This is a genomic window from Clostridioides sp. ES-S-0048-02 (assembly GCF_020658495.1).
Taxonomy (GTDB): domain Bacteria; phylum Bacillota; class Clostridia; order Peptostreptococcales; family Peptostreptococcaceae; genus Clostridioides.
Window position 1 is genome coordinate 94,188 of sequence record NZ_JACVWH010000003.1, and the last position, 12,377, is coordinate 106,564.

11 protein-coding genes are annotated in these 12,377 nt (G+C 27.3%); 9 read left to right on the forward strand and 2 right to left on the reverse strand.

Annotated features, from left to right (window positions below; genetic code table 11):
- Positions 1-61: 61 nt before the first annotated feature.
- The 4 genes from hcp to IC173_RS05650 all read left to right on the forward strand — a co-directional run bounded on the left by hcp (position 62) and on the right by IC173_RS05650 (position 5,376).
- Positions 62-1,654: a hydroxylamine reductase gene (gene hcp, locus IC173_RS05635; RefSeq protein ID WP_227855276.1), complete on the forward strand. Its 1,593-nt coding sequence runs from the start codon at positions 62-64 to the stop codon at positions 1,652-1,654.
- Between the two features lie 374 nt (positions 1,655-2,028).
- The gene (locus IC173_RS05640; protein WP_227434822.1) at positions 2,029-2,940 is read left to right on the forward strand and encodes a patatin-like phospholipase family protein; all 912 of its coding nucleotides are present in this window, start codon (positions 2,029-2,031) and stop codon (positions 2,938-2,940) included.
- A gap of 191 nt (positions 2,941-3,131) precedes the next feature.
- Positions 3,132-4,085, forward strand: coding sequence for a peptide-methionine (S)-S-oxide reductase MsrA (gene msrA / locus IC173_RS05645; protein ID WP_227482529.1), 954 nt, complete (start codon positions 3,132-3,134; stop codon positions 4,083-4,085).
- Positions 4,086-4,245: 160 nt separating this feature from the next.
- Positions 4,246-5,376, forward strand: coding sequence for an XRE family transcriptional regulator (locus tag IC173_RS05650; protein WP_227855277.1), 1,131 nt, complete (start codon positions 4,246-4,248; stop codon positions 5,374-5,376).
- A 166-nt stretch (positions 5,377-5,542) separates the two neighbouring features.
- Here the strand turns inward: IC173_RS05650 and IC173_RS05655 are convergent, their stop codons facing one another.
- The gene (locus IC173_RS05655; RefSeq protein WP_227434819.1) at positions 5,543-6,496 is read right to left on the reverse strand and encodes an L-lactate dehydrogenase; all 954 of its coding nucleotides are present in this window, start codon (positions 6,494-6,496) and stop codon (positions 5,543-5,545) included.
- A gap of 109 nt (positions 6,497-6,605) precedes the next feature.
- The gene (locus tag IC173_RS05660) at positions 6,606-7,574 is read right to left on the reverse strand and encodes an L-lactate dehydrogenase (protein WP_227434818.1); all 969 of its coding nucleotides are present in this window, start codon (positions 7,572-7,574) and stop codon (positions 6,606-6,608) included.
- Between the two features lie 359 nt (positions 7,575-7,933).
- On the opposite strand from IC173_RS05660, the gene IC173_RS05665 reads away from it, so the two are divergent.
- The 5 genes from IC173_RS05665 (at position 7,934) to IC173_RS05685 (ending at position 12,170) form a co-directional block, all read left to right on the forward strand.
- Positions 7,934-9,133, forward strand: coding sequence for a DHHA1 domain-containing protein (locus IC173_RS05665; RefSeq protein ID WP_227434817.1), 1,200 nt, complete (start codon positions 7,934-7,936; stop codon positions 9,131-9,133).
- 55 nt (positions 9,134-9,188) lie between these two features.
- Positions 9,189-9,689, forward strand: coding sequence for a GNAT family N-acetyltransferase (locus IC173_RS05670; protein WP_227482532.1), 501 nt, complete (start codon positions 9,189-9,191; stop codon positions 9,687-9,689).
- A gap of 138 nt (positions 9,690-9,827) precedes the next feature.
- On the forward strand, positions 9,828-10,142 hold the full coding sequence (locus IC173_RS05675) for a hypothetical protein (RefSeq protein ID WP_227482533.1): 315 nt from the start codon (positions 9,828-9,830) through the stop codon (positions 10,140-10,142).
- Between the two features lie 162 nt (positions 10,143-10,304).
- Positions 10,305-11,270, forward strand: a complete 966-nt coding sequence (locus IC173_RS05680) for a VanZ family protein (RefSeq protein ID WP_227855278.1) — start codon at positions 10,305-10,307, stop codon at positions 11,268-11,270.
- A 111-nt stretch (positions 11,271-11,381) separates the two neighbouring features.
- A complete protein-coding gene (locus IC173_RS05685) occupies positions 11,382-12,170 on the forward strand; it encodes a putative ABC transporter permease (protein ID WP_227850980.1) in 789 nt (262 codons plus the stop codon).
- The last annotated feature ends 207 nt before the right edge of the window (positions 12,171-12,377 follow it).

Below are 12,377 nucleotides of genomic sequence, written 5' to 3' on the forward strand. Positions count from 1 at the left end.
AAGTAAATCGTAAACAATTTAATAAATTTTAATAAATAAAATTAAATGGGAGGAATAAAAGATGGAGAATATGTTTTGTTTTCAATGTGAACAGACAGTTGGTGGTAAAGGATGTACTATAAATGGAGCTTGTGGTAAAAAAGGGGGAACAGCTAATTTACAAGATGAACTTACAGGAGTATTAATTGGACTTTCAAGAGCAACTGTTGGAAATAAAAATAGACCAACAAGAGAAACAGATAAAGTTATGATAGAAGGATTGTTTACTACTGTAACAAATGTAAGTTTTGATGATGAAGCTATAAAAAGGCAAATTGAAAAAACTGAACTAGCAAAAAGTGAACTTGTACCTAGATGTTCAGATTGCTCAACAACTTGTAGTAGAAATGACAACTATGATATGAAGAATTTATGGAATGATAATGAAGATATACGTTCATTAAAATCATTAATTTTATTTGGATTAAGAGGGATGGCTGCTTATGCTTATCATGCAATGGTACTTGGATATACAGATAAAGAAGTGAATGACTTTTTCTACGAAGGGTTAATAGCAGTTGGAGAAGACTTATCTAGTGATGAACTTTTAGGATTTGTAATGAAAACTGGGGAAATAAACTTAAAATGTATGGAATTACTTGATAGAGCAAATACCGAAACTTATGGAACACCAGAGCCAACTCAAGTACCTATGAAAATTGAAAAAGGTCCATTTATTGTAGTTACAGGGCATGACCTTTATGATTTACACAAATTGCTAGAGCAAACAAAAGATAAGGGAATAAACATGTACACTCATGGAGAATTATTACCAGCACATGCATATCCAAAATTAAAAGAATATAAGCACTTAAAAGGAAATTTTGGTACAGCATGGCAAAATCAACAAAAAGAATTTGACAATATACCTGCTCCAATACTATTTACGACAAACTGTTTAATGCCTGTTAAGGATAGTTATAGAGATAGAGTATTTACTACAGAAGTGGTTGCTTATCCTGGTATGGTTCATATTGGAGAAGATAAAGATTTTTCTAGTGTAATAGAAAAAGCACTTGAACTTGGAGGATACAAAGAAGATATGCATATGACTGGAATAAATGGAGGTGATATGCTAACTACTGGTTTTGCAAGAGGAACAGTTTCATCTGTACAAGATACAGTAGTAGAAGCTGTAAAAAATGGTTCCATAAGACACTTTTTATTAGTTGGTGGTTGTGATGGTGCAAAACCTGGAAGAAATTATTATACTGAATTTGTAAAACAAGCTCCTGAAGACACTGTTATATTGACTCTTGCATGTGGAAAATATAGATTTAATGATTTAAATCTTGGAGAAATAGGTGGTTTACCACGTTTAATGGATATGGGACAATGTAATGATACTTACAGTGCAATTCAAGTGGCTACTTCATTGGCAAATGCTTTTGAATGTGATGTAAATGAATTACCTCTTAGCATAGTTCTATCATGGTATGAACAAAAAGCTGTTTGTGTACTTCTTACATTGCTTTACTTAGGTATAAAAAATATATATATAGGACCTTCTTTACCAGCGTTCTTGTCTGAAAATGTATTGAATATATTGGTTGAGAAATTTGCTTTAACTCCTATATCTACTCCAGAAGAAGATATGAAAAAAATATTAGGATAAAGAAAATACGCTTAGCTGATAAGGTATAAATTTTATAATCAAAGTATTATTAAGATTAATTATAATTAACATAAATAAGGGGTGGCTTTGTATAAGGTCAACCCTTATTTATGTTTTTTATGGTCTATTACTAAAGTATATATTATTTTAATCAATTATTTATAATAAATCATACTTTTAAACTTATAATACTTAAAATATGTGTATAGTACAAACAAATAAAAAGTATAGTTTTAATAGTGCAGGATACTGAATTTAATTATAGAAAGAGGAACTTTGTAATATAGAATTTGCATAATATATATATATTATAGTGTAATTATTTTAACTAAAATTTAAAATATATAAGGCATTTTATATGGGGGTATGTATATATGAAAAATTCGAATTTTAATATATTAACATTCGATGGTGGTGGATTAAAGGGAGCATTAAGTATATCCATACTTGAGAGAATAGTAGAGGAGTATCCAAGTTTGTTAAATAACATAAATATGTTTGGAGGAACATCTACAGGCAGTTTGATTGCATTAGGGCTTGCATATGGTGTAAGCCCTAAAGAGATAAAGACTCTCTATTCAATTGAAAATTCAAAGTATATTTTCAACAAAAGTTATGCAGAAATGCTCAGACCAAAGTATGAAAATAAAAATTTAAAGGAAATTTTACTAAGTATATTTCCAGAAGACTTAGAATTGAAAGATTTAAGTAAATTAGTCATGGTACCAAGCTTTTATATAGGTAATGAAGAACATTCATGGAAGCCTGTATTTTATAATAATATGCCAAATTCTCTTAATAAAACTAGTAAAGTTGTGGATGTAGCAATGGCAAGTAGTGCTGCACCAGTATTCTTTCCAACCTATAATTGTCATGTTGATGGTGGTATAATAGCAACTGACCCAAGTTTAGCATGTATAGTTTATTCAATTGACAGTGGACTTAAGCTAAATTATAAAAATACCAGACTTTTTTCTATAGGGACTGGATATGTATATAATAGTATAAAGACAGATACAACTGAATGGGGAGCTATTGACTGGATAATCAATAAGGAGCCAGACTTACCAATTATATCTGTTACACTAGAAGGGAACTCTCAAATGAGTCAACTATTTTCTCAAAAACTTCTTGGAGATAATTACTATAGGTTAAATCCTAAAATGGAGAGAGAGGTAGCTATGGATGATTGTGATTCACTAGAATATTTAATATCTCTAGGTGAAAACTGTGATATAAAAGATGCATTTGAATGGATAAATAAAAAAGGTTTTTATAAAAATTAGGTATAGTTTTTCATTATATTTATAAGTAAAAAATTTTTATAGTTTATAATTTTGATAAAAGATTTTGCAATTTTAAATACTTTAATATCATATAGTATTTTCTAAATAAAGTAAAAAATAATAAAATACAAGATTATTAAGTTACTTCTTAGGGAATAAATAAAATATAATTTTTTTAAGGAGTGATGAAAATGATAAAACTTGCTACTTTTGCAGGTGGGTGTTTTTGGTGTATGGTAAAACCTTTTGATAAATATGATGGGGTTATAAAAGTAGTTTCTGGATATACATCTGGTCATGTTGAAAATCCTACATATCAAGAAGTATGTTCAGGAACAACTGGCCATGTTGAAGCTATTCAAATAACTTATGATGATAATATAATAAGTTATGATGAACTTTTAAATATATTTTGGAAACAAATTAATCCTACGGATGATGGTGGACAATTTGGTGATAGAGGAACTCAATATAAAACTGCTATATTTTATCATGATGAAGAGCAAAAAAATACAGCTTTGAAGTCAAAAGAAAGCTTAGAAAATAGTAAAATATTTGATAGTAAAATAGTTACTGAAATAATTCCAGCAACTAAATTTTACGAAGCAGAAGAAAATCATCAAGATTATTATAAAAAAAGACCATTAAATTATAATATGTATTATAAAGGTTCAGGAAGATATAATTTTGTAAAAAGTTATTGGGATGGAAATAATGTAGATAGGGAAGCGTTAAAAAAGACTTTAACTCCTATTCAATTTGAAGTTACTCAAAATGACATGACAGAAGTACCTTTTGAAAATGAATATTATGATAATAATGAAGAAGGTATCTATGTGGATATAGTAAGTGGAGAGGTTTTATTTTCTTCAAAGGATAAATTTGATGCAGGATGTGGATGGCCTAGCTTTGCAAAGCCAGTTATAGATAAGTCTATAATTGAAAGAAGTGATTTTTCACAAGGCATGTATAGGGTTGAAGTAAGAAGTGCTAAAGGAAATTCTCATCTAGGTCATGTTTTTGATGATGGGCCAAAGGAACTTGGAGGTTTAAGGTATTGTATAAATTCTGCTTCTCTTAAGTTTATACCTAAAAAAGACATGGAAGAATTAGGATATGGAGAATATTTAGAGCTTTTTAAATAATTAAAACTAGTTATATCATATATTCAGATTAGAGATGGAAATATAAATTTATGTTTTCATCTTTTGTTTTTTTGCCAATAATATGATAAATTATTAATTGTAATGTTATAATTTATATTTGTATGACTAAAGAATTTAATTTTTGAAAGAGAGAAAATAAATGAATTTAAAAGACTTTAATGGAAAAAGATTAAAATCAGCTAGAGTTTTTAGAGCTAAAACTCTAGAGCAGTTATCTAAAGAAACTAAAATAAATAAAAAAGATTTACAAGCTTTTGAAGAAAATAAGTATGTTCCAAATATTGAAAATGCATTAAAATTATCAAATATGTTAAACTTCCCAAAAGAGTATTTTTATAAAAACGAAAGTATAAATGTTATTGTGGAAGATAGTCATTTTAATCCTCAATCTAAACTTCCTAGAGTGGAGGAAATTTCTTATAGAGAAAAAATAATAATCATTCATAAAATATACTCGTTTATGGAAAGTTATATAAAATTTCCAAAAGAAAACTTACCAAATAGAAAACTAATTAAGGATGTTAATATAAATGATATAGAAAGTCTTGCTAATAAGACTAGAGAACTTTGGAATTTAAACAACAATCCAATAGTAAATATGGTAAGTTTATTAGAGGCTAATGGGATTATAATATCAGGAATGAATGTAGATAGAAAAGGAGCAACCGTATTTACTCAAAAACAGAGAATAGGTAAAGAAACTAAATATCTAATATCTCTTGGGAATGATAAAAAATCAGCATCAATTAGAAACTATGATTTAGCCTATGAGCTTGGATATATAATATCAAGTCAATTGGGAATACCAAATAAGCAATTCTTAGCAGATGAATATGCCTGTGCATTTTTGCTTCCAAGAGAGACTTTTTTAGAAGACTTGGTTTATCCAGAAGACCTAGATTATTATGTAGAACTAAAGCAAAAATGGATTGTACCTATATCTGTTATGATTTTTAGAGCATACAATTTAGGTGAGATAAGCTATAAAAAGTATAATTATCTTATGAGCGAAATGGATAAACGAGGATGGTTAATAGAAGAACCATTAGATAAAATGAAGGGTGTAAGTCCAGTATATTTAAAAAAAGCAGTTGAATTACTGATAGAAAACAAAATAATGAACACAGACAATATAGTATCAAATTTAGGAGATATAGGAATAAGTCTTTATCCAGAAGACCTAGAATTATTGATGGGATTGAAAAATGGACTCCTATCTCAAAATACAAAGAAAAAAAGTAAAGTTATAAAATTTGATGGGAAAAGATAAATTAATATTTTAATATTGAAAGATAAAAGCAGGTATTTATGATTTAAATTTAAGGTTTATTAAGATAATTTTTTATCATAAGAAATTTACCTGCTTTCAATATTAAATTTGAGATACACTTAAAATATGCTATTAACTTAAATATGTATTCTAATATGGTATTAATCTAAATATCCTTAGCAATTTTAATGTATTCTTTTAAAATAGTACATGATTTATTGAATTTTTTTTGTTCATCATCAGTTAAATTAATTTCTACTATAGACTCAACTCCATTTATGCCAATTATGGCAGGAACACCAGCAAACACATCTTTTTGCCCATACTGACCATCTAATAAAGTAGAAACAGGAAGGATTTTTCTTTCATTATGAAAAATTGTCTTTACTATTTCTGTTAAAGCAGTACCAATACCAAATTCAGTAGAACCTTTGCCATAAAGTACATCCCAACCAGCTCTAGCTGTTTTTTCAGTTAATTCATCTAAGTTTAATTTTCCATAAGTGTTAGGATTTTCTTTCATAATATCAAATAATGGTTTTCCACCAATTGAAACATGAGACCAAGGAACCATCTGAGAATCTCCATGTTCACCCATAGAATAAGCTTGTATTGATTGTTGAGGAAGATTTGTTTCCTCAGATAAAAGCCTTCTAAGTCTCGAAGAATCGAGTGCAGTGCCTGTACCCAAAACTTTATTTTTAGAAAATCCAGAAACTTTCCAAATATAATCAGAAATTATATCAACTGGATTTGAAATTACAATAAATATACCATCAAATCCAGAATCAACAATAGGTTTTACAATTGTTTTTACAATGTTGACTGTAGACTCAAGAGTATCCAATCTAGTCTGATTTTTTTCAGGTAATGGACCTGCACTTATTACTACAATATCAGAATCTTTACAATCATCAAGTGTTCCACTTTTTATTTTTGTAGCATGTTTAAGATAAGAAACTGCATCTGATAAATCTAAAGCTTGAGCCTTTGCTTTATTTTCATCTATATCAATCATCAGTAGTTCATCACAAACACCTTGAGTTATTAAACTAAATCCACAATGTGAACCGACATGACCAGTTCCTATTATTGATACTTTTCTTGGTTTTATTGACAAATTTAACATCTCCTTACAATTTGTTTTATGTATACATATGAGAATACTCTATAATAATTATAGAGTATCTAAATAAGTTAATTAAAGAATAAATCGTATATATTTAAAACTAAATAGTCTTTGAAAGTGCAATATGGTCTCTTAAAACAGAACAAGATTTACTAAATCCTTCTTGCTCATCATTAGTTAAATTGATTTCAACAATTCCCTCAATCCCACTTTTTCCTATAATACAAGGAACACCTGCAAATACATTTTCTTCATTGTATTGACCTTCTAATAATGTAGAGACTGGTAAAATCTTTTTCTCATTATGTAGTATAGCCTTTACAATTTCTACTAAAGCAGTTCCTATTCCAAACTCTGTGCAATCTTTGCCATTTATTATGCCTATACCTGTTTTCTTGTTTTTTTCAACTATTGATGGTAAGTCTAATTTGCCATAAGTATCTGGATTATCCTTCATCATATCTAAAATTGGTTTGCCACCAATTGAAACATGAGACCAAGGAACTATTTGAGAATCTCCATGTTCACCCATTGAGTAAGCCTGTATTGATTGTTGAGCGATTCCAGTTTCTTCAGATAAGAGTCTTCTAAGTCTTGTTGAGTCTAAAGCTGTTCCAGTTCCAATAACTCTGTTTTTAGGGAAACCAGACTTTTCCCAGATATAATTTGTAACTACATCAACTGGATTAGAAATAACGATAAATATACCATCAAATCCAGAATCAATTATAGGTTTTACTATAGATTTTATCATCCCAATAGTTGGTTTTAGTAAGTCTAACCTAGTTGTGTTTTGTCTGCGTAAAGGACCTTCTGAAGAATCTGCAACACTTATCACTACGATATCAGAATCCTTACAATCATTAAAAGTTCCTTTTTCTATATGTACTTTATGTGGAAGATAGGAAACCGCATCAGCTAAATCTAAAGCTTGAGCCTTTGCTTTAGCTTCATCAATATCAATCATAAAGAGTTCATCACAAACTCCTTGAGTTATCAAACTAAATCCACAGTGTGAACCAACATGACCTGAACCTACAATAGATATTTTTCTTGGTTTTATTGGCATTTTAAATCACTCCCCCTACAAAATAAAACGATATATTTATAATACAATGCTATATGTTATTAAGTATGTTTTTTATAGATTGCAATATTCTATCATTTCAGAAAATTTATTTAATATGATTTTATACTAAAGTTTTTAAAAAAGCAATGTTAATATACTTTATATTATTGAATATTTAAAATAATATATAATTATAAATTTGTTAACATTAATATCTATATGTTAAAATATAGTAGAAGATTACTATTAAAAAATAGGTTAAGCTCTATCTGGTGTAATTACTTTAAACTTAACCTAAAATATGTGTATATTTAAACAATAAGGCAGTTTAGAATAAAGGAAATGGAGATAAAATCATAATGGAAAAGTTATACTATACAAATCAGTATATAAGAGATTTTACAGCAGAAATAATTGAGATAAGAGAAATAGAAAATAAGTTTCATGTTTTGTTGGATAAAACAGCGTTTTTCCCTGGTGGAGGAGGACAATTTGGAGATTTAGGAAAAATAGATAATTATGAAGTAATAAGTGTATATGAAGAAGATAAAAAAGTATATCATATATTAGATAAAAAACCAATAAAGATACATAAGGTAAAGTGTAGTATTGATTGGGATAGAAGAGAAGATGGTATGCATCAACATTTTGGGCAACATGTACTCTCAGGGTGTTTTTTTAAGACTTTTAATGCAAATACAACGGGTTTTCATTTAGGTAATGAGTACAGCACAGTGGATATAGAGGGTAATTTAGATGAAGAAAAAATTAGAGAGATAGAGTTGCTTGCCAATGAAATTATTCATCAGAATATACAAGTAGAAACATTACTTCCAACTAAAAGAGAATTAAAAAAAATTTGGTTAAGACGTGCTTTACCAAACACAAATGAAGAAATAAGGGTAGTAAAAATAGGTGACTTAGATACAAATGCGTGTTGTGGAGTACATCCAACATCAACAGGTGAGCTTAGAATGATAAAAATAAAGAAATGGGAGAAGCATAAGTCTAGTACAAGAATAGAGTTTTTGGCTGGTAAAAGAGCTGTAGATGAAGTATTAAAAAGGGATATATGTTTAACTAAAATCTGTAGATATTTAAGTTGTAGTGAAGAAGATGCTATAAATGGAATTGTAAATTTAAATGAGAAAGTGGAAGATTCTCTAAGTAAAAAGAGAAAACTTGAAGAAATAGTAGCTAAGTATCAAGTTAAAGAAATGGTTGAAAATGCAAATAAGATTGGAAATATTTCAGTTGTTAAAAAAATTTATGATGAAGAAGATTTAAAATATGTAAATAAAATTGCAAATAAAATTACAGAAGATGAAAATAAAATTGCATTATTAGCTGTTAGATTTGAAGAAAAAATAAACTTAATTTTTGCATGTTCTAAAAATTTGAAGGCTGTTAATATGGGAAGTTTATTGAAGGATGCAATAAGTCTTATAGATGGTAAAGGTGGAGGAAGTCAGGTTTTAGCTCAAGGTGGGGGAAAAAATAATGGTAACTTAGAATCTACCTTCGATTATGCATTTATGAAACTAGAAAAAATTTTATAATGTATTATTACAAAGAGATTAATGTAATACGTAAAATAGATATGGGGGAATAAGTATGGAACAAAAGGACTATATAGAATTATATGAAAATGAAGAACTGATAGAGATAAGAGAAGCCCGTTTAGATGATTTGGATATAATAGCGAGATTTAATTATAATTTAGCTAAAGAAACAGAAGGAAAAGAACTTGACATGGATGTTTTAACTAAAGGTGTAAGGGCGTTGTTATTAGATGAAAGAAAAGGAAAATACTATGTATATACAGTATTTGATAAGGTTGTTGCACAGATTATGTATACATATGAGTGGAGTGATTGGAGAAATGGAAACTTTCTTTGGATTCAGAGTGTATATGTAGAGAAAGAGTATAGAAGAAAGAACATCTTTAATTATTTATTTAATCATATAAAAAATATGTGTGATAGAGATGAAAATATTGTTGGCATGAGATTATATGTAGAAAAAGAAAACATAAATGCAAAAGCAACATATGAGTCTTTAAATATGTATGAATGTGATTATAATATGTATGAATATGAAGTAATAAACCAGTAATGTAAATATAAGATGTAATAAACCAATAATATAAACTTATACTATTATTATATTAAGATTATAAGTTTATCTTGGGTATATTGAGAATTGTATGAAATAAAGCAGATATTATAATCAAATTTTTTAGGGGGTATAAGTATGGGCGTTTTAAAAGTCATGTTTTATGTATTTTTGTTTTTAGATTTAGTATCAATATTCTGTTTCTTTTTTAATAAAGGCAAGATAGCATCTAACACAATTGTATTTAATGCAATAGGTGTATATACATTTGTACTTTGTTTCATGTATTTTAGTTCTTATCCAAGTAATAATATTCTTGGTAAATTTATTGCATCTCTCTTTTTTATACTTGGAGTTGCAGGAGTTATGCTTAAAGAAAAAAATTTTTTATATGCTAGATTACTTTTAACTTTAGTTATTGTTTGTTCTACACTTAAATTGTTTGTCATTTAATAAAATGTATCTATAATGAAATTTATGAAGGTCTATATTTTAAAGTATAGACCTTTTTAATATGTTTTAATTTAACACTTAAGGAAAATTTAAGAAAATTTTAAAGGCATCTTAAACACTTGTTGGCATTATTAAAATATTAGAAGAGAGAAGGTGTTATTATTGAAAAAAGACATGTGTAGAACTTCAGAAAAATTATTATTATCAATTATATACATAATATTTTTTGTATATGTTCTAATAACTATAAGGATAATTTTATTTAAAGATGTACCAATTTATGCCATTTTCAAGGGTGGATTTAGGTCTGTCAACTTAATTCCATTCTATACAGTATGGGAATTTATGACAGATAGTAACATTAGTCTTATAAGAGCTATTGCAAATATCATAGGTAATATTGGTATATTTATTCCAATGGGAATTTTTCTTCCTGTAGTATTAAAAAAATTAGATAAAAAAACTATAATTATAATAATTTCTCTTATTAGTTTAGGATTTGAATTAATACAATATATTTTGGCTATTGGAAGCAGTGACATAGATGATGTGCTTCTAAATTCATTAGGTGGGATACTTGGTAATATTATTTATACAAAGGTGACCAAATTATTTCCTAATAACATTAAAAAATTCCAAGCCATAATAAGTACAAGCATAGTTTTGGGAGTAATAGGATTAGGTGTCATTGTTACAAACTACCAAAGCTTGTTAACTTTTAAACTCAAGCCAGATAAACAAGTTTCAAGAATATTAGTTGAAGAAAATAAGGAAATAATTAAAGATATAGATAAAAATGAGGGAGATATAATTGGCTCATTTGAAAGCTTTAAAAATGGTTTATTAACTATTAAGGCAGCTTGTAATAATAATATAAAGAGTCCAGATAATTTAATGGATAAGAATGGTAATATAAAAGTTTATCTAAGTAAAAATACAAAACTAATATCCTTTGTAATCACTGAAGGAGAGAATAAAGATATAATTAGATATGAAGAATTTGATGCTAAAAATTTGCCTCTGTTAAAGAAATCTGATACATTTGAGATTTGGATTGATAAGTATAATCGACCAAAAGATGAACATGGAATTACAGCTGCTAGATTATTAATCGGATTAGATGAATAGAATATCCAACAAAAAAGAATAACAAAAGTAAAAAACGAAAAAACTATTTCTACAATTATTTTTACATTATGCACAAAAATATATCAACTATTGAAGGAGTAGAGATAAATTATGGAGATAATAAAATATATTTTGTATTTTTTTATATATTCATTTCTAGGATGGGTAGTAGAAAGTGCAGGATGTTCTATAGCAAGCAAAAGGATAATAAATAGAGGTTTTTTAAATGGCCCAATATGTCCTGTTTATGGTTTTGGAGCAGTACTTGTGATATCAATATTAGGCAGGTTTGACAATATAATTATTTTATTTTTGATAGGAATGATTTTGACTACAATACTAGAATATTTTACAGGATTTATTTTAGAAACATTATTCCATGCTAAATGGTGGGATTATTCTGACCAAAAATTTAATGTAAAGGGAAGAGTCTGTTTAAAAAATGCAATATATTTTGGAATAATGTCTGTTGTAATAATAAAATTTATACATCCCTATATAGAATATATTGTGAGTACTATTCCATATAATATATTAATTTCAATAGTGGTAATTACGACTTTATGGACAATTGTGGATTTAATTGTTACTATCATATCACTTAAAAAATTAGACATGAAGCTCAATTTATTAGATGAAATAATTACAGACCTAAATGGTATAAACATGAAATTGGATAAGTTTGATAGAAGAGAGATACAAGCTTTATTTAAAACAATAAATAGTGAAGAGTTAGAAGCCAGAGAAAAATTAAACAAAATAAACAGTAAATTAGACCGTATAGAATCTAATATTATCTTACAAAAAAGAATTATCAAGGCTTTCCCAGATATAAAACATAAAAAACAACAAGAACAATTACAATATTTTAAAGAAATCATTAATGATAATAAAAGATGATAAGATGATTTAATTAGAAATAAATGGAAAAATAGTATTTATAAGATAATTTGCAAAGAACTCTATTATAATAGAATAGAGTTCTTTATTTTTTGGAGAAATAGAGTTGATTTGCTGAAAATAAAATATATTATCTCTGAATAACAAATATTTTGAAAATTATAAAAACATATATTGACAATTTGTGTCAAAAATACTAACATTAGT